The organism is Plantactinospora sp. WMMB782 (assembly GCF_049179135.1).
GTDB lineage: Bacteria > Actinomycetota > Actinomycetes > Mycobacteriales > Micromonosporaceae > Plantactinospora.
In genome coordinates this window covers 133,366-157,835 of the sequence record NZ_JBMHMC010000007.1, presented here as the reverse complement: position 1 = coordinate 157,835, position 24,470 = coordinate 133,366, and the positions used below count along the sequence as shown (strand labels likewise).

The following is a 24,470-nucleotide window of genomic DNA, read 5'->3' as shown; positions in this document are numbered from 1 at the left end:
GGCACTGACGTCCCGACGGGCACTGACGCCCGGGACGGCTCGGACACGACGACCTCCACGACGACGAGGAACGTGCAACGGAAGCGACGGACGGCTCTGCCGTACCGGTGGGCCGGGCGTCGGCGGCCCGGCCCACCGGTTACGGCGGTCGGTGCGTGGTCGTCCGTTACCCGCGCGGGGTCACAGCGCCGCGCACTGGCCCGACCTCGGGCCGCGCACCGAGTTCGCCACCTCGATGTTCGTCGGTGCCGGGCTGTTGACCGCGCAGCTCAGTGGGCCGTGCACCGAGTTGCCGGCGATCAGCGCCGGGCCGCTGCCGGTGTTGTTCACCGCCATCGAGACCGGGCCGGAGACGGTGTTGCCGATCAGCGAGATCGCTCCGGTGGTGCCGGCGACCGAGACCGGACCCCGGACGGTGCTGTCGCCGAGGAAGATCCCGGCGGCGCCGGCCGCGTTGACCGGACCGCTGATCGTCGTACCGGTGGCGACCAGGATGGCGCCGGGCAGGACGGTGACCGGTCCGTTCACCGTCGCGTCTTCGAGGCAGGCGAAGCCGGAGACGGTGAGCGGCCCGTTGTGCCGGCCGGTGCGGGTCGGGTGGACCCGGCTCCCGGCCACCCACTCCTCGGCGCCCTGCTCGTCCAGGAGCAGCGGGATCAGGCCGCGTTCCGGTTGGGCGAGCGGCACGTAGTACCCGTCGGTGCCCTTGACGACCTTCCAGCCGTGTGCGGCGATCCGCTGCGCCACTGTGGCGCCGACCCCGTCCGGACCGTCGGTACGCGCCCCGTTGTACTGCTCCTCGGTCAGCTTGTACGCGCACGGCGCGTCGTCGAGGATCATCTCCGGTACCGGAAGGTCGTCACGCGGGCCGGCCTCGCCCGGGTGCGGTGCCGGGTGCAGCGGGATCGGCCGGGAGCCCCGGAAGACCAGCCGGCCGGTGTTGGACGCCTGGAACCCGATCGCCTCGCCGCGCGCCTTCGTGATCGCCGGCAGGTTGGCCCGGTGGTAGTCGAGGAACTGGCTGAACGTCCAGAGCGCCGAGTACGTCTTGCGGCGCCGGTTGTTCGCCGAGTTCCCCTCGTCCGGCCGGGTCTGCCCGCCGGAGCTGCGCAGTTCCAGCAGCGAGTTGACGGTGTTCTTCAGCCCGAGCGTGTTGCGCAGGATGGTCTCCTCGCTCAGCCCGACGCCGCTGCCGCCCTGGCAGCCGTACGGGCAGGCCCACCAGCCGTCCCGGGCGCCCTGGACGTACATGTGACCCTCGATCATGTCCAGTGACTCGTCGAAGATCTGCTTCGCCACGTTCTGGTGCCGGGGCGGCAGCATCGGCAGGTCACCGGCCTGCGAGTTGCCGTACTCGTGCCCGTCGTAGCCGGCCACCGGCCGGTAGTCGCGGAGCATCTCCACGTACGCCGTGGTCTCCGGCTGGCGGATCAGCGAGTAGTCGCGGTTGAGGTCCTGGCCGGTGGAGTTGCCCCGGGTGTTGGCGGCCCGGCCGTCGCCGTTGATCGTCGGCACGATCAGCACGGTGGTGTGGCTGAGCAGGTCGACCGTCCGGGCGTCGGTGCCGAAGGCCAGCTTGCGGGCCAGCACCAGGCAGGCTTCCCGGTCGCCGGGCTCGTTGCCGTGCACGTTGCAGTTGATCGCCAGTGGCGAGGTCGCGGCGACCGCCGCCGGGGTGGCCGGCGGTGCGGGGTGGCCGATCACGAACATGTTGATCGGCCGGTCCTGCACGGTACGGCCGATCTCCACCACCCGGACCCGGTCACTGAGCCGGTCGATCTCGGCCGTGTAGGCGTACTCGTCGACGTCGCTGGTGTACTGCGCGGCCTTGGTGGTCTCCCACTGGGTGCGCAGGTTCTGCCCGGGTACCGCCGGGTCGCCCCAGGGCGCCAGGGTGCTGCCGGTCACCGGTGCCGAGTACGGCTGCTCGGCGGTGTCGATCCGGGCACGTACCCGCCACCGGAAGCGCTGGCCGGGGTCGAAGCCGGCGTCGGCGAAGGTGGGCGAGGTGTTGTCGACCTGGCGGTTGGGGCGCCAGATGCCGACCACCACCCCTGGCCCGGTGGCGGTGTCGGAGGCGTCGACCGGGGTGCGTTCGATCTGGTAGTCGGTGGCCCCGGCCACCGGGGTCCAGGCGAGCGTGGCGTACCCGTCGGCCTGGCTGACGCGCAGCCCGGTGACCTGGTTGGGCTCCGCCGCCAGGCTGCCCGGTGCCGCCGGCTGGCCGAACGCCACCGCGGGGGCGGTGCCGGCGCCGAGGGTGACTGCGAGCAATGTGGACAGTAGTACCGCTGTCGGTTTCGTCGTTCGCATGTGAACTCCGAGGGGGGAGGAGTCGGGGGACAGCACTGCGGGTCATCATGATCCTGCGACGTGCGACGATGCAATGATCTTGAGGATGTCTTGAGTATCCTCGGCCGTCCCCCGGCCGCCGTCTCCTGTGGAGTCCGCGAACCGTAGCTCGGCCTGCGGAGTCCGTGGAACCGTCGGCTCAGCCCACCGGGGCGGGTTCGGCGATGCAGGCGGTGCCGATCCGGCGGAAGCCGACCCGCAGGTAGACCCGGGCGATCTCCTCGCTGCCGGCGGAGAGGAAGACCAGGTTCGTACCCTCGTCGAGCAGCCGGCGGGCGAGTGCGGCGGTGACGGCGGCACCGAGCCCCCGGCGGCGCGCGGCGGGCAGCGTGGCGATGCCGGCGATCTCGGCGACGTCGTCGACCCGCAGCGCCATGCCGCTGGCCACCGCACCCTGGCCGGGCTGTTCGACGAGCGCGGAGAGCCGGCGGCCGGCGGCTGTCCGGGTGCGCTCCTCGTCGAGCGAGTCCAGCGGCAGCTCGACCAGGGCGGTGTCCCGGGCGGCCGGTCCGGCGGCGCCGACCTCGGTGCCGGGCGTGGCGAAGCCGACGGCGGCGACGGCACGCCGGGCCGCCACGTCCTCGGCGAACGTCGACGCCGCCGGGTCGAGGATCCGGACCGGCGTGCCCGCGAACCGCTCGGGCGGGGGCAGTTCGGCCGGGTCCAGGACCATCAGCGGTGCCTCCAGCACCGCCAACCCCGCCGACCGGGCCACCGCGAGCAGTTCCGGATGGTTCTCGTGTACCCACTCGAACGCCTCGGGGAGCCCGAGATCACGCTGCCGCTGCCGGACGGCTGTCACGTCGGCGGCCGACGGCGGCTCCGTGGCGTCCAGCCTCGGTCGGGCGTAGAATGGCCATCCCGCGCCATCGCGGACGAACAGCACCAGCCCCCCGAAATCCTCCGTGTGTGCCCCGTCACGCGGCACCGCATCGTAAAAGCGTTCCAACCGGTCAAACGGCTCGTCTCGTACAGATGCCACCGGGGGAGCGTACACGTACGGGATCCGGGTCATGTGATCAATTCCGCTGCCCGTGATCGGTTCGCCCCTGGTGGACCCCGCCGGCCCCTAACGTAGACTCGAGAGACCCAGCAGGGCCGACGTCGTCCCGACCTAATGATTGAACGTGAGTGACGACAGGAGCCCCGGTGGCCTTTCCGTACCCCCAGGAACCGCACCTCTCCTCGTCGGCGGGTGCCGACTCCGCGTCGACCGGCCCGGGACACCTCCCCGGCCGGGTCCCCGAGCGCGCCGCCGCGGCCGCCCGGACGCCGGAGCCGCAGGGGCTCTACGACCCGGCCGCGGAGCGGGACGCCTGCGGGGTGGCCTTCGTCGCGGACCTGCACGGGCGGCGCTCCCACGAGGTCGTCGCGAACGGTCTCGCCGCGCTCTGCCGGCTCGACCACCGGGGTGCCCGGGGCGCCGAGCAGAACACCGGGGACGGCGCCGGGATCATGCTCCAGGTGCCGGACGACTTCCTCCGCGAGGTCGTCGACTTCCCGCTCCCGCCGGCCGGGCAGTACGCCACCGGCCTGGTCTTCCTACCCACCGACCCGGCCGACGAGGCGCGCGCCCGGACGGTGCTGGAGAAGTACGCCCTGGTCGAGGGGGCCGAGATCCTCGGCTGGCGGGACGTGCCCGTCCGCGCCGACGACCTCGGCGAGACCGCGCTGGCGGCCCGGCCGGTGATCCGGCAGCTCTTCCTGGCCGCGCACCGGCTCACCGACTCGCCGGCCGGCCGGGCGGGCACCCCGCTGACCGGCCTCGACCTGGACCGGGTGGCGTTCTGTGTCCGCAAGCAGGCCGAGCGGGAGACCGCCGAGCGGGGCGTCCCCGCCTACTTCCCGTCGCTGTCGGCCCGGACCATGGTCTACAAGGGGATGCTCACCCCGGACCAGCTGCCCGAGTTCTTCCCGGACCTGACCGACCCCCGGATGACAAGCGCGATCGCCCTGGTGCACTCGCGTTTCTCCACGAACACCTTCCCGTCCTGGCCGCTGGCCCACCCCTACCGGTTCATCGCACACAACGGCGAGATCAACACGATCCGGGGCAACAAGAACTGGATGCAGGCCCGGGAGGCGCTGCTGCGCAGCCCGGAGATCCCGGGGAACATCAAGCGGCTCTTCCCGATCTGCACCCCGGCCGCCTCCGACTCGGCCAACTTCGACGAGGTGCTCGAACTGCTGCACCTGGCCGGGCGGAGCCTGCCGCACGCGGTGCTGATGATGATTCCGGAGGCCTGGGAGAACGACCCCGACATGGACCCGGGTCGCCGCTCCTTCTACCGCTTCCACGCCAGCCTGATGGAGCCGTGGGACGGCCCCGCCTCGGTCGCCTTCACCGACGGTTCGCTCGTCGGCGCCGTGCTGGACCGCAACGGCCTGCGGCCGGGCCGCTGGTGGCTTACCGCGGACGGCCTGGTGGTGCTCGGCAGCGAGGCCGGGGTGCTCGACCTCGACCCGGCGACGGTGGTCGCCAAGGGGCGGCTCCAGCCGGGCCGGATGTTCCTGGTCGACACCGCCGCCGGCCGGATCGTGCTGGACGACGAGATCAAGTCCGAGCTGGCCGCCGAGCACCCGTACGACGACTGGCTGCACGCCGGCCTGATCGACCTGGCCGACCTGCCGCCGCGCCGGCACATCGTCTACGCCCACCACTCGGTACGCCGCCGGCAGCAGACCTTCGGCTACACCGAGGAGGAGCTGAAGATCCTGCTCGGCCCGATGGCCCGGACCGGTGCCGAGCCGGTCGGCTCGATGGGCACCGACACGCCGATCTCGCCGCTGTCGACCCGGCCCCGGCTGCTCTACGACTACTTCCACCAGCTCTTCGCCCAGGTCACCAACCCGCCGCTGGACGCCATCCGGGAGGAGTTGGTGACCAGCCTCCAGGCGACCATCGGGCCGGAGGGGAACCTGCTGGAGCCGACCGCGGCGAGCTGCCGGCAGGTCGTGCTCCCCTACCCGGTGATCGACAACGACGAGCTGGCCAAGATCCTCTCCATCGACGAGGACGGTGACCTGCCCGGCTTCAAGGCGGTCCGGGTCTCCGGGCTCTACCGGATCCGGGACGGCGCGACCGGGCTGAAGGCCCGGCTGACCGAGATCTGCCGGCACGTCTCCGAGGCGATCGAGGACGGCGTACGCATCCTGGTCCTCTCCGACCGGGACTCCACCGCCGACCTGGCGCCGATCCCGTCGCTGCTGCTCACCGCCGCCGTGCACCAGCACCTGGTGCGGGAGCAGACCCGCACCCAGGTGGCGCTGATCGTGGAGTCCGGGGACTGCCGCGAGGTGCACCACACCGCCCTGCTGATCGGGTACGGCGCGGCGGCGGTCAACCCCTATCTGGCCTTCGAGTCGGTCGAGGACCTGATCAACACCGGTGCGCTGACCGGGGTGGAGCCGGCCAAGGCGATCCGGAACTACGTCAAGGCGCTCGGCAAGGGCGTACTCAAAATCATGTCGAAGATGGGCATCTCGACTGTCTCGTCGTACTGCGGTGCCCAGGTCTTCGAGGCGGTCGGCCTGGACAACCGGCTCGTGCAACGGTATTTCGCCGGTACGCCCGGCAAGATCGGCGGGATCGGGCTGACCGAGATCCACGCCGAGGTCGCCGCCCGGCACGCGCGGGCGTACGCCGAGAACACCGGCCAGCTCACCCACCGCCCGCTGGAGGTCGGCGGCGAGTACCAGTGGCGCCGCGAGGGCGAACTGCACCTGTTCAACCCCGAGACGGTCTTCCTGCTCCAGCACGCCACCCGGAGCCGGCAGTACGACGTGTTCCGGGAGTACACCGCAAAGGTCGACGCGCTGGCCGAGCAGGCCGGCTCGCTGCGCGGACTGTTCCGGCTGCGCACCGGCCTCCGGCCGCCGGTGCCGATCGACGAGGTCGAGCCGGCCAGCGAGATCGTCAAGCGGTTCGCCACCGGCGCCATGTCGTACGGCTCCATCTCGGCCGAGGCGCACGAGACCCTCGCGGTCGCGATGAACGCCCTCGGCGGCAAGTCCAACACCGGCGAGGGCGGCGAGGACGTCGAACGGCTCTACGACCCGACCCGGCGCTCCGCCGTCAAGCAGGTCGCCAGCGGCCGGTTCGGCGTGACAAGTGAATATCTCGTCAACGCCGACGACATCCAGATCAAGATGGCCCAGGGTGCCAAGCCCGGCGAGGGCGGGCAGTTGCCCGGCAACAAGGTCTGGCCGTGGATCGCCCGCACCCGGCACGCCACCCCGGGCGTCGGACTGATCTCCCCGCCGCCGCACCACGACATCTACTCGATCGAGGACCTCGCCCAGCTCGTCCACGACCTGAAGAGCGTCAACCCGGCCGCCCGGGTGCACGTCAAGCTGGTCAGCGAGGTCGGCGTCGGCACCGTCGCGGCCGGCGTCGCCAAGCTCAAGGCCGACGTCATCCTGATCTCCGGGCACGACGGCGGCACCGGCGCCTCCCCGATGAACTCGCTCAAGCACGCCGGCACCCCCTGGGAGCTGGGGCTGGCCGAGGCACAGCAGACGCTGCTGCTCAACAGGCTCCGCGACCGGGTCACCGTGCAGGTCGACGGCCAGCTCAAGACCGGCCGGGACATCGTCGTCGCGGCCCTGCTCGGCGCCGAGGAGTACGGCTTCGCGACCGCACCGCTGATTGTCGCCGGCTGCGTGATGATGCGGGTCTGCCACCTGGACACCTGCCCGGTCGGCATCGCCACCCAGAACCCGGTGCTCCGGCAGCGCTACACCGGCCGCCCCGAGTTCGTGGAGAACTTCTTCCTCTTCCTCGCCGAGGAGGTCCGCGGCTACCTGGCCGAGCTGGGCTTCCGCAGCCTGGAGGAGGCGATCGGCGCCAGCGAACTGCTCGACTTCGCCCCGGCACTCGACCACTGGAAGGCGCACGGGCTCGACCTGCGGCCGGTGCTGCACGTACCCGAGCTGCCGGCCGGTGCCGCCCGACGCGGCGTACGGGCCCAGGACCACGGGCTCGACAGGTCGCTGGACAACGAACTGCTCGCCCTGGCCGAGCCGGCGCTGGCCAACGGCACCCCGATCCGGGCCCAGGTGACGGTACGCAACGAGCACCGCAGCGTCGGCGCGATGCTCGGCGGCGCGGTCACCCGGCGGTTCGGCGGTGCCGGCCTGCCCGCCGACACCGTCGAGTTCGACCTCACCGGCACCGCCGGCCAGTCGTTCGGCGCCTTCCTGCCCAGCGGCGTCACGCTGCGGCTGGCCGGCGACGCCAACGACTACGTCGGCAAGGGACTCTCCGGCGGCCGGATCGTGGTCCGCCCCGACCCGGGCGCACCCTTCGCCGGCAGCCTCGACGCGCCGCCGGGTCCGAACGGCCGGGCCGAGGACCAGATCATCGCCGGCAACACCATCCTTTACGGCGCCACCGGCGGCGAACTGTTCCTGCGCGGCCGGGTCGGCGAGCGGTTCGCGGTCCGCAACTCCGGCGCGGTCGCCGTGGTCGAGGGGGTGGGCGACCACGGCTGCGAGTACATGACCGGCGGCACCGTCGTGGTGCTGGGCGGCACCGGCCGGAACTTCGCCGCCGGCATGTCCGGCGGTACGGCCTTCGTCTGGCAGCTCGACACCCGCCGGGTCAACCCGGAACTGGTCGACCTGGCCCCGCTCACCGACGACGAGCGGGTCACCCTCTACGACCTGGTGCAGCGGCACTTCGCCGAGACCGACTCGTCGGTGGCGGAGGGGCTGCTCAAGCGCTGGCCGGAGGCGGTGCGGGAGTTCACCGCAGTGGTGCCCCGGGACTACAAGCGGGTCATGGAGATCATGCGGGCGGCCCGGGCCGAGGGCCGGGACGTGGACGAGGCGGTGATGGGCGGACTGTCGAGCCCGGCCGTACCCGCCCAGCCCGCCGGCAGCGGCACGCCGGCCGGCCCGTCGCCGGCCCCGCCCGCGTCCCCGGCCCGACCGGTCGCTCCCGGCTCGCGCCCGTCCCAGGAGGTGGCCCGTGCCTGACCCGAGTGGATTCCTGAAGCACGACCGGAAGCTGCCGGCCCGCCGTCCGGTGCCGGTGCGGATCTCCGACTGGCGCGAGGTGTACCCCTCCGCCGACGAGGGCCTGATCCGCGACCAGGCCACCCGGTGCATGGACTGCGGCATTCCGTTCTGCCACGACGGCTGCCCGCTGGGCAACCGCATCCCGGACTGGAACGACCTGGTCCGGACCGGCAACTGGGCGGCCGCCATCGAGTCGCTGCACGCCACGAACAACTTCCCGGAGTTCACCGGACGGCTCTGCCCGGCGCCCTGCGAGGCGGCCTGCGTGCTCGGGATCGGCGGCGGGGCGCCGGTGACCATCAAGCAGGTCGAGGTCGAGATCGTCAACCGGGCCTTCGACCTGGACCTGGTCGCCCCGCAGCAGGTGCCGACGCCGTCCGGCCACTCGGTCGCGGTGGTCGGCTCCGGCCCGGCCGGACTCGCCGCCGCCCAGCAGCTCGTCCGGGCCGGGCACGCGGTGACGGTCTACGAGCGGGACGACGCGGTCGGCGGCCTGCTCCGCTACGGCATCCCGGACTTCAAGCTGGAGAAGGAGCACATCGACCGGCGGCTGGCCCAGCTCACCGCCGAGGGGGTGGTGTTCCGCACCGGCGTGAACGTCGGGGTCGACGTCACCGCCGAGCAGCTCCGGGCCGAGCACGACGCGGTGCTGCTCGCCTGCGGCGCACTCGCCGGCCGGGACACCCCGGCGACGCCGGGTCGGGCGCTGCGCGGCGTACACCAGGCTATGCAGCACCTGGTGGCCGCCAACCGCGCGGTCGCCTCGGCGGCCGACGGTCAGTCCAGTGTGAACGGCCGGGAAGCGGCGACGCCGATCGACGCCGCCGGTAAGCACGTGGTGATCATCGGCGGTGGCGACACCGCCGCCGACTGCCTCGGCGTGGCACACCGGCAGGGCGCGGCCGGCGTGCACCAGCTCGACCTCTATCCGCAGCCGCCGCGCGAGCGGGACGAGGCCCGCGACCCGTGGCCGACCTGGCCGTGGATCCTGCGTGAATACCCGGCGCACGAGGAGGGCGGCGAGCGGGTCTTCGCGGTCGCGGTCCAGGAGTTCGTCGACGACGGCACCGGCCAGGTACGCGCGGTCCGGATCGCCGAGGTGACCGTCGAGAAGCGGGACGGCCAGCGGTTCCTGACCACGGTGCCGGGCACCGAACGCGAGCTGCCGGCCGACCTGGTGCTGCTGGCGATCGGCTTCGAGGGCACCGAGGAGCAGCCGCTGCTCGACCAGCTCGGCGTAGCCCGCAACCGGCGCGGCGCGATCGATTCCGACCCCGAGTGGCAGGCCGCCGGCACGCCGGGGGTCTTCGTCGCCGGTGACATGCACCGGGGCGCCTCGCTGATCGTCTGGGCGATCGCCGAGGGCCGGGCCGCCGCTGCCGCGATCCACCGCTACCTGGGCGGCACCGGCCAGCTGCCCGCCCCGGTGGCGCCGTCCGCGCAGCCCCTGGCGGTGCCGAGCCGCTGAACGGTCGCCGCCGGCCGGGTCCGGCCAGCCGGCGGGGTCTGGTCAGCCGGCGGGGTCTGGTCAGCCGGCGGGGTCTGGTCAGCGGGCCGGGTCTGGTCAGCGGGCCGGGCCGAAGAGCAGGTCGAGGTGGTGGTCGACCACGGAAAGGGCCTCGGCGGGGGTGCGGTAGCCGACCAGGACCTGCGGGACGAGGCCGTCGATGACGGTCTGCAGGGTGGCGGCCAGCGCGGCCGGGTCGAGTCGAGCGTCCAGCTCGCCCACCTGCTGCGCCGCGCGCAGCTCGTCGCCGATCAGGACGTGCGTGCCGGCCCACGCGTCGGCGATCAGAGCGGCGAGTTCCGGTGCGGTGACGGCGCGGGTGACGAAGGCGTACCAGACGGCGGCCCCGGCCCGGCGCTCGGGTGTCGCCGGTACCGTCTGCTCGGCCACGGCCCGGATGGTGGCGCGTGGGGACGGCGGCTCCGGGCGGGCCGCGAGACTTCGCCGGAGTTCCTCGCCGGCCAGCTCGACGAGGCGCTGGCCGGCGTACCGGAGGACCTGGTCCTTGGTCTTGAAGTAGTGCTGCACCTGGCCGAGTGAGACGCCCGCTTCGGCGGCGACGTCGCGCAGGCTCACCGCCTCCAGACCGCGTAGCGCGACGATGGCCCAGACCGCCTGCGCGATGCGGCGGCGACGCTGCTCGTGATCGACCTTCCTCGGCATGTCTCGATTCTCTGCGCAATACAGTTGACTTGCAAACCCCAGACTGCGCTGCCATGCTTGGCCATACATTTGTATTGCTACTGGGGAGGTGCACGATGCGAGGCTTCTTCCGCCGACATCGCCGGAAACTGCTTGTGGTGCTGGCCGTGCTGGCGGTCCTGGCGGCCACGCCGCCGATCGCGGCCAAGATCTACGCCTGGCGGGACGACCGGAAGGCCCGGATGACCACCGACGGGCCGTACCAGGCGACCCGGGAATCCCTGAACGCCCATCCCGTGCCCGACTGGTTCTCCGACGCGAAGTTCGGCATTTTCGTCCACTGGGGACTGTTCTCGGTGCCGGGCTTCGCCCCGACCGGCAACTTCGCCGACGTGCTGCGCACCGACTACGACCGGGCGATGCTTGTGCATCCGTACGCGGAGGACTACCACAACGCGATGCGGGTCCCGGGGACGCCGACCGCGGACCACCACCGGGCCAGCTACGGAGACCTGCGGTACGAGGACTTCAAGGCCGCCTTCGACGAGGGACTGAAGCGGTGGGACCCGCAGGCCTGGGCCAGCACGTTCCGCGACTCCGGCGCCCGGTACGTCGTACTTGTCGCCAAGTACCACGACGGCTACCCGCTCTGGCCGACCGAGGTCACCAACCCGCACCGCCCCGGCTGGCACAGTGAGCGTGACATCGTCGGGGAACTCGCCGCCGCCGTACGCGCCCACGGCATGCGCTTCGGGCTCTACTACTCCGGCGGCGTGGACTGGACCTTCCAACGCGAGGTCGTACGCACCCTCGGCGACTACACCTACGCCCGGTACGGCGACGGCTACGCCGACTACGCAGACGCCCAGGTCCGGGAACTGATCAACAGATACCGGCCCGACCTGCTCTGGAACGACATCTCCTGGCCGACCGGGCAGCGACGGCTGTTCAGCCTCTTCGCCGACTACTACAACACCGTGCCGGACGGCGTGCTCAACGACCGCTGGCAGACCGACTCGCTGTGGCGCTGGCTGATGGGAACCCGACTCGGCCGGGCCGGCTTCGACCAGGTGATGAAGTGGGCGATCGCCGACGATCCCGAGTTCGTCGACAACGTCAAGCCGCCGGCCGTGCCGCACAGCGACTTCACCACCCCGGAATACACCAGCTACGACACCGTGCAGGCGAAGAAGTGGGAGATGACCCGGGCCATCGGCAACTCGTACGGCTACAACCGCAACGAGACGGACGACGACTACGCCTCCTTCACCGGCACCCTGCTGCCCGACTTCGTCGACGCCCTGGCCAAGAACGGAAACCTGCTGCTGAACGTCGGACCGGCCGGCGGCGAGGGGACGATACCGCCGGAACAGCTCAGCCGGCTGGAGGGCTTCGGCCGGTGGCTCGACCGCAACGGCACGGCGGTCTACGACACCCGGCCCTGGAGCCGGGCCGAGACCGACGGCGCACACTTCACCGCCGCCCCGGACGGAAGCGTCAACGTCATCCTCGACGGACCGGTCCGCACCGACCGGGTCCGGCTCACCGGAGTCCAACTCTCCGGAGCCGGCCGGCTGCTCGCCGACGGCAGCACCGTCACACTCACCGCCGAGGGCGCGGACACGGTGCTCGGCTTCACCCGGCCGCCCGGTCCGGACGATCCCTTCCCGACGGTCCAGGTCAGCCCCACCTGACCGGCGGAGGGGCGCTCAGCCGTCGACGAAGGTGAACATCCGGCCGCGCCGGTCCAGCGGTCGGGGCGTACCCGTGAACCGGTGCGTGCCCACCCCGAAGCCGGCCTCCGGCGGGGAGAGCCAGCCCGGTTCGAAGCCCTCGGCGGCGAACCACTGGCAGATCCGGGGCACCAGGTCCGGCTCCCGACGGTGTCGGGTCCACACCACCGTGCCGCCGGTCGTGCAGAGCTGGGCGCAGTAGCCGACCGTGCGCCGGACGTCCTCGTCGGTGATGTTGCCGAAGACGCCGCAGACCAGCACGAGATCGGCCGGCACCAGACCGGCGTACCGGTCGACGGCGGCGGCGTCCCCGACCACCACCTCGACACCGGACAGGCCGGCGACCCGGGCCGCGTCGACGGCGATCCGGGCGTTGCGCGGGTCCAGTTCGACAAGTCGTGCGGTCACGTCCGCCCGCCGGGGATGCGCGGCCAGCACGTCCAGCAGGTCCCGGCCCTGCCCCGCGCAGACGCTCACCACCCGGACCGGCCCGGGAGCGGCGGCGTCGAGAACCTCCCGGATCCGCGCCTGGACCGTCGCCAACCGCCGACTCAGCGGCGAGGTCGGGTCGGTGTAGTCGTCGTGCCAACGGTGCCAGTCCCGCTCGCTCGTCCCGTCGACAGCCATGCCGGCAGGCTAACGACCTGACGGCCCGGAAGGTAGGTGGCGGTGCGACCAGGCCGGTAACCGACCTTCGAGGAACGGTCCGGAGCAGAGACTGTCGAGCTGCCCCGTTCGTGCGCCCAGCTCGACAGTCTGCGCATCAGACACTGCCCTCCGGGCCGGGGAGGCCCCGGAGTACGCCGATCCGACGCCCCGCCCCTTCCACCGGCACAGGTCGTCGCCATGCCCGTCGTCGCCGCGTCGCAGCACTGCTCACGCGGCGAGGACTGCTCACGCGGCGAGGACTGCTCACCCGGCGAGGACTGCTCACGCGGCGAGGACTGCCTGGACCTCGTGGCGGCGGCCGTCGGCCAACTCGGTCAGCAGCGCGGGCGCCTCGTCGAACGGGACCACCGCCGAGACGAGATGCTTGCGCACCAGGTCGCCGTAGTCGCGGAGCAGGGCGATCGTCTCCGCCGACAGGCGGTCGCGGTCCCAGGTGGGGGCCAGCCCGCGGGGTACCCGGCCGATCTGCGCGCAGCGCAGCGAGAGTCCGTTGTGGTGGAACTCCTCACCGAGCCGCACCAGGTCGGCGCCGCCCTGGTAGAAGGCGAGGTCGACGACGGTGCCCTGCGGGCGGAGCAGCCGCAGCGCCAGATGCAGCGCCGACGCCTGCCCACGGCACTGGAAGACGACGTCGGCACCCCGGTCGTCGGCCGTGTGCCGCCAGCGCGTCTTCAACACCACGGCCGGATCGTCGGCGGTCGGGTCGAGCGTCTCCAGGCCGAGCGCCTCGGCCACCGCCCGCCGCTGCGGCGTCGGATCGAGTACGACCACCGAGGCGGCACCGGCCCGCCGGGCGAAGAGCGCGGTCAGCAGCGCCACCACACCCGCCCCGGTCACCGCCACCCGGCGGCCCCGCACCCCGTCGCCGAGGTCCCGCACGCCGTTGCCGTACAGGTCGGCGGCGGCGTGCAGCAGACCGTTGGCGCAGATCGGCCCCATGTGCGCCACGTAGATCCCGAGCAGCGGATCCAGCTCCTCCGGCACCGGCACCACCCGGTCGCGCAGCGGGTCGCCCCGGTACGCCGAACGGTGCCCGTAGGTCATCGCCACGAGTATGCCCTCGGGGACCGCCGGGGTACGGCTCTGCACCACCCGGCCGACCTCCATGTAACCGAGCCGGGTCACCGGGTACGGCGTACCAGGTGTGCCCTCGACGAAGAGCCCGAGCGTGCCGTCCCAGCCGGCCGACAGGTACGGGTTGGTGCCCTTGACGTAGCTCAGCTCGGTGCCGGCGGAAATCCCGCTGAACAGCGTCTCGACCCGGAACGTGCCGTCGGTGAGCGGCTCCGGCTCCTCCGCGCGGAACGCCAGCTCGTGCGGGCCGGTGACCACCAGGTTGCGCTCCCGCTCAGCCACGCGCCGGCTCCAGCTCCGACTGCTGGCCCGGCGCCAGCTCCGACTGCTGGCCCGGTTCCGGCGCCGCCGCTGGTTGCGGCTCCGGGGACGGGACCCGGACCGGCTGGCCGGTGGCGGCGGACTCGGCGACCGCCAGCGCCAGCAGGTGGGTCCGGAGCGCCTCCGGATAGGGCACCCGGACGTCGTCGCCGATGCCCCGGACCGCGTCCACGAAGGCCCGGTCCACGGCCGTCCGGCCCTGCTCCAGGTCGCCGGGGAGCCGGTGCTCGCCGTCGGCGTCCCGGACCAGCAGGCCGTCCTCGCCGACCGACAGGGCCAGGCCGTCGGCGTACACCTCCAGGCCGGCCCGGTGCTTCCAGCCGAGCGCGCAGGTGGTGGTGAGCGTGCCCACCGCGCCGGTCACGAACCGCAGCGTGGCGGCGGTCGCGCCGTCCACGTCCGCACCGGCGACGTCCGGCGGCGTGCCGTTGCCGACCGCCCAGACCTCGGACACCTCACCGACGAGATGCCGGGCCAGGTCGAGGACGTGGGCGGCCTGCTCCACGACCGGGCCGCCGGACCGGTCCCGGTGCGGCCACCAGCCGACCGGCGGCACCTTGTCCAGCCAGGCACCGGCGGCCAACCGGACCGGCCGGTCGGCGAGCAGCTGCCGGGCCTGCTCGACCGAGGGCAGATAGCGCCAGAAGTGCCCGACCGCCGTCACGACACCCCGCTGCCCGGCGAGCCGGTTGATCCGAACCGCGGTCTCCCGGTCGAGCGCGACCGGCTTCTCCACGAAGAGGGCCAGTCCGGCGTCGAGTACCGCCTCCTCGGCGGCGCCGTGCGCGAAGGGTGGCACGCAGACGTAGACCGCGTCCAGGTCCGCCGAGAGCAGCGCCGCTACGTCGGGGAAGACCCGAGCCCCCGTCGAGCCGGCCAGCCGGGTCGCCGCCTCCGGCAGCACGTCGGTGACCCCGACGAGCTGTACGTCGTCGAAACCCGACAGCACCCGTGCGTGCCGCTGCGCGACACCGCCCGCGCCGACCAACCCCACCCGGCAGATCCGCATCGCCCGATCCTCCCCTGTCCGACCCGACCTACGCCTTCTCCGGCCGGAGCCGGCCGGAAACCTCGGCGGGCCGGAAAACCGCTGCACAGCCCCTCCGGGCATGGTGCGAAACGAACCGTTCACCGTGACGGTGCACGTAGGCCGCCAATTGGAGATCAAGCTGTTAGCCGGCCTCGGGTTTGCCCGGACCGCCGGAGGAAAAGGTTCGGCCGGCGCTGCGGATCACGAAATTGGGGGGTGCCCGTGCGACGGCAAACAGAACCGACCGTTCCACCGGTCGTGGAAGCCTGGACTACGTACCGTACCGACAACTCGGCCGGCTGGACGCCACGCCGGCTGCTGAAGGTCAAGGGGGAGCAGCGGGTCAGCGTGGTGTTGCCGGCCCGCAACGAGGAGGCCACGGTCGGTACGATCGTCGGCACGCTGCGCCGGCACCTGATGGAGAAGGCTCCGGTCGTCGACGAACTGATCGTGGTCGACTCCCGCTCCACCGACGCGACCGCGGCGCTGGCCACCGCCGCCGGGGCCCGGGTGGTGAGTCAGGACGAGATGACCCGCGGGCTGCCCCGGCTGGACGGCAAGGGCGACGCGCTCTGGTCCGGGCTGGCCGCCGCCACCGGCGACGTCGTCGCGTTCGTCGACGCCGACCTGCGCCGCTTCTCGCCCCGGTTCGTCACCGGGCTGGTCGGGCCGCTGCTCGCCGACCCGACCGTCGCGTTCGTCAAGGGCTTCTACCACCGGCCGCTGGTCGGGGCCGGCGGCGTCGAACCGGACGGCGGCGGGCGGGTGACCGAGCTGACGGCCCGGCCGCTGATCAGCATGTTCTGGCCGGAACTGGCCGGCTTCGTCCAGCCGCTCGCCGGGGAGTACGCCGGCCGTCGCGAGATCCTCGAACAGATCCCCTTCGTCTCCGGGTACGGCGTCGAGATCGCCATGCTGATCGACCTGCTGGAGCTGGTCGGGCTGGACGCGCTGGCCCAGGTCGACCTCGGCGAGCGGTTCCACCGGCACCAGGACACCGAGGCGCTGGGCCGGATGTCGGCGCAGATCCTCTACACCGTCTGGTCCCGGCTGCACCGGCGTGGGCTGGTCGCCGAACCGGTGCCGCCGGCCGCCGCGCTCACCCAGTTCCGCCGGGGCGGCGACGCCGCACTGCCGAACCTGGACCGGGAGATCGTCGTCACCGACGTGTCGGTCGCCGAACGGCCACCACTGGCCAGCCTCTCCCCGCGTACCCGGATGGCCCGCAACCGGGCCCGTCGGCTGGCGCTGGCCGGTGCCACCCCGACCGGGGCGGTGGCCGCCGGATGAGCCTCACCGTACTTGTCAACGCCGGTCCCTGGCTTCCGGTGCCGCCGAACGGGTACGGCGGGATCGAGAACGTGATCGCCACCCTCGTACCCGAGCTGCGCCGGCTCGGCGTACGGGTGGTGCTGGCCACCGTCGGCAGCAGTGAACTGCCGGTCGACGAGCGGCTGGCGGTCTTCGCCGACGGACAGTTCGGCAGCCTGCAACGGCCGTACAACCAGGCGTGCGGGGTGGTGCAGAGCCACCTGCACGCGGTGGTACGCACGCTGCGGGAGCGCGACGACATCGACCTGGTGCACGACCACGTCGAGGCGGCCGGCCTGGCCACCCTGGCCGCGCTCGGCCCGGACGCCCCGCCGGTGCTGCACACCCTGCACTGGGACCTGGCCAAGCATCCCGAGCTGTACGGCAACTTCGACGGCGCCGACCGGGTACGCGTGAACGGCGTCTCCGCCTCGCAGCTGGCCCGGGCCCCGGAGGCGCTGCGCGCACACTCGGTCGGGCACGTGCACCTGGCCACCCCGCTGGCCGTCGGCGCGGACCGGCGCCGCCCCGCCGCCAAGGGCGGACACGTCGTGGTGCTCGGCCGGATCAACCCGGGGAAGGGGCAGGATCTCGCCGCCCGGCTGGCCCACCGGGCCGGTTTCGACCTGGTCCTCGCCGGTCCGGTCGGCCCGTACCGGCAGCCGGCCGAACTCGCCGCCGCCGGGAACGATCCGGTGGCGGCGGCCAACCCGGACGTCCAGTTCTGGCGGGAGCGGGTCGCGCCGCACGTCGACGGGGTACGGGTGCGCTGGATCGGCACCGTCGCCGGCCGGGAACGCGACGACCTGGTCGCCACCGCCCGCGCCTCGCTCTTCCCGCTGCGCTGGGCCGAGCCCGGCGGCACGGCGGTGGTCGAGTCCCTCGCCCTCGGCACCCCGGTCGTCGGGCTGGCCAAGGGCTGCCTGCCGGAGCTTGTCCAGCATGGTGAGACGGGTCTGCTCACCGACGACGAGGAGGAACTGGCCGGGCTCGTCCCGGACGCGGACCGGATCGACCCGCGTCGCTGCCAGGTCGAAGCCGCCCTGCGGTTCACCCCGGAGGTGATGGCCCGGTCCTACCTGACCCTCTACGACCGGGTCCGGGCACTGTCCGAAGTGGCCGTGCCGGCCTGAGCGGTGTGGCGGTGCCGGGCTGACCGGTGTGCCGTGAAGTGCGATTGTCCTGTCGGCAGTTTTTCGTGACCGCCGGCCGATCGGACCGAATGCGGCCGTGGCGTTTGCCCCGCCAGCCCGGTTCTGCAATATTCTCTGCGACGACGTAGGAGCACGGATCAATTGCCTGCGGCAGAGGCAGGGGACACAGCCGTGGACGAGGGACAATATCAAGATCGGTTGACGCCGCCGAAGCAGCTCCTGGACGACCTCCTGTCGGTCAATCGCAACCTTTCGCCGGCGGAGCTTGTCCGGGAGTTGCTCGGCCTGTCCCTCGATCCGGAGAATATCTGGGAGTTGATGGCCAGGGCACCGGTCGAGCACGATGCGTTCGAGGGTGCGTTCCGGCGGAGCCGACACGACGCGATCGAGATACTTCGGAGTATCTGTTCCGGAGTGTCGGACCGGTCCGAGGAGAGCGTCGGGCTGATTGGCCTACTGCTGGGTTTCCTGGTCATCGCGCACGAATTCGATCGACGCCGGGGCGGTGGTCCGGAAGCGGCGGTCGACGGCACCGCCAAAGCCGTCGAGGCCGAGGTCGGCGCATTGTTCGAGGACGCCCGGGTACTCGGCGCACTGGCGACCGTCTACGGTCTCGGGAACCGTGGTAACCGGCCCGGCGTGCCGGACCCGGCCAAGGTGTGGGCAGAGATCGACTTCTCGCGGTTGCGGTTGCTGCGGTTCGGGACCACCTCGTTCATCCTGCGGGGCCCGTGGAAGGACCGGCAGGGCCGCCGGGCCAGGATCGCGCTCAAGTGCGTGCTGCCGCCGTACACCCGGATCGAGGCGATCGCCGCCGCCACCGAGACCTACGTCGAGCGCTACGGGTCCCGGGCCTCGACGGTCATCGCCGGGGACGAGACGCGGGCGTCCGGGCCGGGACCCTCCGCGCACCTGCCGGAGATCTACGCCAGCACCCGGGCCTGGGTGGCGATGGAACTGGTCGAGGGCCGCACCCTGGAGGAGGAGCTGACGGCCCGCCTCGGCCACGCCGGGACGCGGACGCGGCCCAACCCGCGGACCGGGAGTCGCAGGCCCGCGCTGCTGCGGCTCGACGCCCTCTGCGACCTCGCGCCGCCGCTGTTCCGGGCGCTCGCCGAGATCCAGAAACTGGGTCTCACCCACCAGGACCTGACCCCGTCCAACATCATCATCACCAGGGACCAGGGCTACGGCAGCGGGCTCAAGGCCGTCCTGATCGACCTCGGCCGCAACCACCTCTACAGCCGGACGATCGGCGCGCTGGAGGGCCGGGAAGCCGGTTACGTCGCGCCGGAGATGAAGCAGCGCGCCGCGGTCGTCGATCCCGCGCGGGCCGACCTCTACTCGCTGGGTCGGCTGCTGATCGCCATCGGCGGGGCGGACGCGACGCACGGGTCGGAGGTGCCGGACGCCTTCTACGTCCGCACCCCGCTGCTGGCGAGATTCGTCGAGGACCTCGTCGAGCGGGACCCCGGCCGGAGACTGCTGCTCTACGGCGACACCACCTGGACGTACGCCGAACTCGGCACCGCGTTCGCGATGGAACTCCAGGCGGTGACGGTCGCGGACCGGGAGGGGCTGCTCGGCGAGGAGCGGGTCACCCTGCGGGGTCTCTTCGACCTGGCGTCACCGACCGCCCGGACGACCGCACGGCAACGGCGGATCCGCCGGGTACGGGTCCAGCAGCGGCACCTGCTCCGGCAGTGGTGCGAGGCGGAGTCGGCGGCCCGGCCGGACGGCACCGGACCCGTCAAGTCCCGCGCCGTGGACCCGCCGGTCGGCACTGACGAAACCAGCGCGGCGGACCCGCCGGTCAGCACCGATCCGTCCGATCCCGAGTTCATCCGGATCGGGCGGCTCCCGGAGCCGGCGCTCCGGCGACTGTCGCGGCGGGCGGGGCGGAACAACCGCCGGGCCGCGATGCTGCTCTACTGGTCGGCGCTGTGCGGGGCCTGCTGGGCGCTCGTCTTCCTGGTGCTGTTGGTGCAGGTCAGCCGGGACTTCGGGGTCGGTCCCACCCCGGGGGTCGTCGAGCTGGCCCGGCGCGGCACCGAACTCGTCGGCTGGACCGCCGGTGCCGGACTGTTGGCGGGCGGGGAGCGGTGGGTACTCGACACCCTCGGTCCGCCCGGGGTGCGCAACCTGGACGCCCGGATCGTCGCCGGAACGTTCGCCCTGGTGAACGTGCGGCACTACCAGAACATCTTCGCCGGGCTCAGTGCGGCGTACGGCAGCGGCGGGCTTCCGCTCCCGCGTCGTCTGCACGCCTGGGCCGCCGAGTTCTGGATCAGGCTCTTCGCCTTCTGGTGGATCCTGGTGGTGCTGCCGCCGAACCTCGGGCACCCGCTGTGGTGGCCGATCTGCACGGCTATCGGGCTCACCATGCAACTGGGGCTGAACGCGACCGTGTCGTCGTTCGCGAACCGGACGGTGCGGGACGCCCGGGAGAGCGGCTCCTCGTCCGTCGTCCCGCCCGACTATCGGGACGTCACCGGTCTCAAGATGTTCAGCAGGTGGACCCCGTCGATGTTCGTCTTCCTGCTGATGGTCTGGCCGTTGGCGTACTTCATCTTCCGGGGCGACCTCGACGGCCGGCCCTACGCGCTGATGCTCGGCGTGTCCAACATCGGCATCTTCTACATCGTCAAGTGCGGCATCGACGCACCGGCGATCCGCACCGGCCTGGCCAGGGCCTTCCTCGCCTCCGAGCGGGCGGCGGCGGGCACGGCTGGGAACGCTACTGGGACAGCCCGCTCGACGGGCCCAGCGGCACCACGTGCTCGACAGCCGTCAGCCGGGGGATGATCCGCAGCGTGTTGTCCCGGATCCGGTCCGGCGAGACGCCGTTCAGGGCGCAGTACATCACGCCGTAGGCGGTGCGGGCACCGGCGAGCAGCTTCGCGAGGTCGAGTTCGTGCCGCTGGACCTGCCGCATCCAGGGCAGTGGCGCGAGGTCCAGGACGGCCGGATCGTCCTTCGGGTGGGTCATCTGGTGCTGTAGGTCCCGGCGGTCCTGCCAGCCCTCCCGTACGGCGCGCAGATATCCGTCGCCCAGCCCGGAGCGCAGCCGGTTGATCCGGGACGCGGCGAACCGCTGGGTGATCGAGTGCCGCCGCTGGGGCAGGCTCGTCGGTCGGGTGCTCAGCGAGAGGACGTGCGTGCAGCCGTCCCGGACCGCCAGCCGGAACGGGAAGGCGGTCAGCACACCGCCGTCGACCGCGCGCTGTCCGCGCCAGATCGCGGTGCCGGGCACGGCCACCGGAAGCCAGGCACTGGCCCGCAGCGCCGCCTTGAGGTCCGCGCGGTTCTCGAAATCACTGACGTCGAGGGTGCGGAGCTCGTCGACGAGGGTCACCGAGACGTGGAAGCGGATCGGTGCGGCGAGGACCGCGGAGAAGTCCAGTGGTTTGATCACCTCGACCACGTTCTCGAACGCGTACTCCATGTCCAGGATCGGTTTACCGGTGAAGACCCGGCGGAAATCGACAAACTTGCGACAGGCGAGGTCGTCGTAGTAGATGGAGAGCGGATACCACGTGTTGGTCGCCAGGAAATAGGCGGAGTTGATGGCTCCGGACGACGCCGCGTAGACGTCGTCGAAGGCATAGTGAAAGCCGAGATCCTCGATGGCGGTGAGCATCGCGGCGGAGACTATGCCGCGCATGCCGCCGCCCTCGACGGCGAGCCCGATCTTCCACGGGTCTTTCCGGTCACCGGGTCTCGAGTCGGTGGCGCGGCGCTGGCGGAGCGCCTCCAACACGGGATGATTATCGAGCCAACGCCCGGCAGGGGCCCGTTCGATCATCTGCCCGGTCGCCAATTCGTACTCCAGGACCCTCGGAGGAGGCATTGACGTAGTCACGGTTCCACAGTCATCTTGACTCGTCAATGGACCTTCGGCAGCGACCACCTGCCCGTGCGGACCGGAACAGATCATGATCCCTTTCGGATCTCCATCCGGGTTCCTGTGGCCGGGCCGTCCCGCCGGGTCGCATGTCAGCCCCGCCTGGTACGTTCCCGCCCCCGCTTCGGTTAGTGTTCCGGTGACTACGCGTACCCGTACTACGCGTACCCGAGCGGTTGGGGGCAGGGCAGGGTGGGACTCGCAGCCACATTCGGGCGGGCGGTGGCCGCCCACCGGCAGGCCCGGGCACACCTGGACGCGGCCCGGCACGGGCTGGCCCGACTACAGCCGCCGCCGGAGGGCGGCGAGACCGCCGACATCGTGGCCCGGCTGCACCGGGTCGGCGGGGCGATAAGCGCCGAACCCGAGCCGGCCCGGTTCTTCGCCGGCCCGCTGCCGATGCGGCTCGGCGTGGCGAGCACGCCGCACGGGGACTTCCCGGCGGTCGTACCGCTGAGCGGCGGCACCCACCTGGCGGTCGACGCCGACGCCCGGGACGGCCGGGTCGCGGCGCTGCTGCGTACCCTCGTGGTCCGGCTGCTCGCCGCCGCACCGCCCGGCTCGGTCCGGGTCGCCGGACTGGACAGTGCCGCGCTCGGCGCCACCTTCCTGCCACTGCGGGTGCTGATCGAGGCCGGTGCGATGCCGCCACCGGCCACCACCGAGGCGGAGATCTCCGCCGTGCTCGACGCCGCCGAACGACACGCCCGGGCCGCCCAGCAGGCCGCCACCTCGGGTACGCCGGAACTCCTGCTCCTGGTCGCCGCCTCGCTGCCGGACGGGGGCCGGGAGCTGGCCCGGCTCGCCGCGCTCACGCACGCCGGCCCGACCGCCGGGATCTGCGTACTCGCCGCCGGCTATCCGCCCCGGAGCGCCGGGCTCGCCCCGCCGCCGCTCGGCGGCACCACACTGGTCCGGCTCGACCCGCAGGGGTACGCCTGGATCGGCGACCCGCCCGGCCATCCGTTCAGCTCGGACGGCACCGGCCTGGCCGCCCCGGTACGCCTGGACGGCGAGCCGCCGGCCGGCGCGGTCGCGGCGCTTGCCGACCGGCTCGGCGAGATCTACCGGCGGGAGTCGAGTTTCGAGTTCACCGACCTGCTGCCGGCCCGCCCCTGGGCGGAGTCGTCCGGCAACGGGCTGCGCGCGGTCGTCGGCCGGGCCGGCCGGGAGCCGGTAATCTGCGCCTTCGACGACCAGACCCCGCACTGGCTGGTCGGCGGCCGGACCGGCTCCGGCAAGACGGTGTTCCTGCTCGACGTCCTCTACGGACTCGCCGCCCGCTACTCCCCGGACGAGCTGTCGCTCTATCTGCTCGACTTCAAGGAGGGCGTCAGCTTCACCGAGTTCGTGCCGACCGGCCGCGATCCGAGCTGGATCCCGCACGCCCGCGCGGTCGGCATCGAGTCCGACCGGGAGTACGGCGTCGCCGTGCTGCGCGAGCTGCGCCGGGAGCTGAACCGGCGGGCGTCGGCGCTGAAGCGGCACGGCGTGACGAAACTCGCCGACCTGCCCCGGGACACCGGCAGGCCGGTACCCCGGATCGTGGCGGTGATCGACGAGTTCCACGTCCTCTTCGCCGGCAACGACGCGGTGGCCCGAGAGGCGGTGGCGCTGCTTGAGGAGCTGGCCCGCAAGGGTCGCTCCTACGGCATCCACCTGGTGCTGGCCAGCCAGAGCATGTCCGGGATCGAGGCGCTCTACGGCAAGAACGACTCGATCTTCGGGCAGTTCCCGCTCCGGATAGCCCTGCCTGGCGGCGGCGGAGTGCTGGACCACCTCAACGACGCCGCCGGAGCGCTGCCGATCGGCTCGGCGATCGTGAACCCGTCCGCCGGGCTGGCCGCCGCGAACACCGTGGTCCGGTTCCCGGACGCGCACGCCAGCGGCGCCGAGGTGGCCCAGTTGCGGCACGAGCTGTGGCAGGCCCGCCGGCCGGGCTCCCGGCCACCTGCGGTGTTCAAGGGGTACGAGTCGGTGCACGTCGAGGACGACCCGACGTACCGGGGACTGGTCCCGGGTGGACGGCGACCGCTGGCGCTTGTCGGGCGTACCGTCGACGTGGACCTGACCTCGGCGATGTTCGCGCTGGACGCGACACCCGGCCGGCACCTCGGGGTGGTCGGCACCTCGCCGGTCGGGGCGAGTGTGCTGCACGCCGCCACGGTCAGCCTGGCCCGGCAGCACGCCCCGGGCAGCGCCCGGTTCCTGGTCGCCCCGCTTGTCGCGGTCGCCGACGAGATCGCCGAGCAGACGATCGCCGAGCTGACCGGCGCCGGCCATCCGGTCGACCGGCTCGACGCCGCCGGGCTCCGCGAGGAGCTGCGCAAACTCGCCACCCAGCCGGCGGACGGCCCGGCCGCGGCCCGGACCTTCCTGATCGGGTACGGCATGGACGGAGCCAGCGGCATCCTCGGCGCCCGGGACGAGCAGTTCAAGTCCGGGCTGGACGACCTCCAGGCGATGCTCCGGCAGGGCCCCGCGTACGGGGTGCACCTGCTCGGCTGGTGGCGCGGGCTGCGCCGGCTCTCCGACGACATCGGCGGGTCGAGCAACCGGGACGACATCGCCTGCCTGGTGGCGCTGAACGTGCCAGGTGGCGAGCTGGGGATGTATCTCGGCGTCACCGACCTGGCCTACACCCCGAGGTCGAACCGGGCCCTGCTCGTCGACCGCCACGACCAGCGGATACGCCTGATCGTGCCGTTCGTCCAGGCCGGCCACGAGCACGACGACGAGGAGGGGAGCTGAG

General features: G+C 72.4%; 14 protein-coding genes. 7 read left to right on the top strand and 7 right to left on the bottom strand.

Annotated features, from left to right (window positions below; all coding sequences use genetic code 11):
- Window positions 1-180: 180 nt before the first annotated feature.
- Complete coding sequence (locus ACN28A_RS02530; RefSeq protein ID WP_421391887.1) at window positions 181-2,313, bottom strand: M14 family zinc carboxypeptidase; 2,133 nt, start codon at window positions 2,311-2,313, stop codon at window positions 181-183.
- A gap of 178 nt (window positions 2,314-2,491) precedes the next feature.
- Window positions 2,492-3,367: a GNAT family N-acetyltransferase gene (locus tag ACN28A_RS02525; protein WP_421391884.1), complete on the bottom strand. Its 876-nt coding sequence runs from the start codon at window positions 3,365-3,367 to the stop codon at window positions 2,492-2,494.
- A 308-nt stretch (window positions 3,368-3,675) separates the two neighbouring features.
- Here ACN28A_RS02525 and gltB point away from each other — a divergent pair, with 308 nt between their 5' ends.
- Complete coding sequence (gltB, locus tag ACN28A_RS02520; RefSeq protein WP_421404090.1) at window positions 3,676-8,331, top strand: glutamate synthase large subunit; 4,656 nt, start codon at window positions 3,676-3,678, stop codon at window positions 8,329-8,331.
- On the top strand, window positions 8,324-9,841 hold the full coding sequence (locus ACN28A_RS02515; protein ID WP_421391881.1) for a glutamate synthase subunit beta: 1,518 nt from the start codon (window positions 8,324-8,326) through the stop codon (window positions 9,839-9,841). Before gltB ends, ACN28A_RS02515 begins: the two co-directional genes overlap by 8 nt.
- Before the next feature lie 96 nt (window positions 9,842-9,937).
- Here the strand turns inward: ACN28A_RS02515 and ACN28A_RS02510 are convergent, their stop codons facing one another.
- A complete protein-coding gene (locus tag ACN28A_RS02510; protein ID WP_421391879.1) occupies window positions 9,938-10,543 on the bottom strand; it encodes a TetR/AcrR family transcriptional regulator in 606 nt (201 codons plus the stop codon).
- Window positions 10,544-10,638: 95 nt separating this feature from the next.
- Between ACN28A_RS02510 and ACN28A_RS02505 the strand changes: the two genes are divergently transcribed.
- Window positions 10,639-12,216 carry an alpha-L-fucosidase gene (locus ACN28A_RS02505; RefSeq protein WP_421391876.1) on the top strand — a complete coding sequence of 526 codons (1,578 nt, stop codon included), beginning with the start codon at window positions 10,639-10,641 and terminating at the stop codon, window positions 12,214-12,216.
- A gap of 15 nt (window positions 12,217-12,231) precedes the next feature.
- Here ACN28A_RS02505 and ACN28A_RS02500 read toward each other — a convergent pair whose 3' ends face one another.
- The 3 genes from ACN28A_RS02500 to ACN28A_RS02490 all read right to left on the bottom strand — a co-directional run bounded on the left by ACN28A_RS02500 (window position 12,232) and on the right by ACN28A_RS02490 (window position 15,328).
- Window positions 12,232-12,882 carry a class I SAM-dependent methyltransferase family protein gene (locus tag ACN28A_RS02500; protein WP_421391873.1) on the bottom strand — a complete coding sequence of 217 codons (651 nt, stop codon included), beginning with the start codon at window positions 12,880-12,882 and terminating at the stop codon, window positions 12,232-12,234.
- 303 nt (window positions 12,883-13,185) lie between these two features.
- Window positions 13,186-14,280, bottom strand: coding sequence for a zinc-dependent alcohol dehydrogenase (locus tag ACN28A_RS02495; protein WP_421391872.1), 1,095 nt, complete (start codon window positions 14,278-14,280; stop codon window positions 13,186-13,188).
- Window positions 14,273-15,328, bottom strand: coding sequence for a Gfo/Idh/MocA family protein (locus ACN28A_RS02490; protein WP_421391870.1), 1,056 nt, complete (start codon window positions 15,326-15,328; stop codon window positions 14,273-14,275). Before ACN28A_RS02490 ends, ACN28A_RS02495 begins: the two co-directional genes overlap by 8 nt.
- A 339-nt stretch (window positions 15,329-15,667) precedes the next feature.
- On the opposite strand from ACN28A_RS02490, the gene ACN28A_RS02485 reads away from it, so the two are divergent.
- From ACN28A_RS02485 to ACN28A_RS02475, 3 genes are all read left to right on the top strand, one after another.
- Entirely contained in the window at window positions 15,668-16,639 is a 972-nt protein-coding gene (locus tag ACN28A_RS02485; protein WP_421404088.1) for a glucosyl-3-phosphoglycerate synthase, read from the top strand.
- Window positions 16,636-17,793, top strand: coding sequence for a glycosyltransferase (locus ACN28A_RS02480; protein ID WP_421391868.1), 1,158 nt, complete (start codon window positions 16,636-16,638; stop codon window positions 17,791-17,793). Before ACN28A_RS02485 ends, ACN28A_RS02480 begins: the two co-directional genes overlap by 4 nt.
- A gap of 219 nt (window positions 17,794-18,012) precedes the next feature.
- Window positions 18,013-20,619 carry a hypothetical protein gene (locus ACN28A_RS02475; RefSeq protein WP_421391866.1) on the top strand — a complete coding sequence of 869 codons (2,607 nt, stop codon included), beginning with the start codon at window positions 18,013-18,015 and terminating at the stop codon, window positions 20,617-20,619.
- Here the strand turns inward: ACN28A_RS02475 and ACN28A_RS02470 are convergent.
- Window positions 20,552-21,574, bottom strand: a complete 1,023-nt coding sequence (locus ACN28A_RS02470) for a patatin-like phospholipase family protein (protein ID WP_421391864.1) — start codon at window positions 21,572-21,574, stop codon at window positions 20,552-20,554. The genes ACN28A_RS02475 and ACN28A_RS02470 overlap by 68 nt on opposite strands.
- Before the next feature lie 336 nt (window positions 21,575-21,910).
- Here ACN28A_RS02470 and ACN28A_RS02465 point away from each other — a divergent pair, with 336 nt between their 5' ends.
- Window positions 21,911-24,469: an FtsK/SpoIIIE domain-containing protein gene (locus ACN28A_RS02465; protein ID WP_421391862.1), complete on the top strand. Its 2,559-nt coding sequence runs from the start codon at window positions 21,911-21,913 to the stop codon at window positions 24,467-24,469.
- The last annotated feature ends 1 nt before the right edge of the window (window position 24,470 follow it).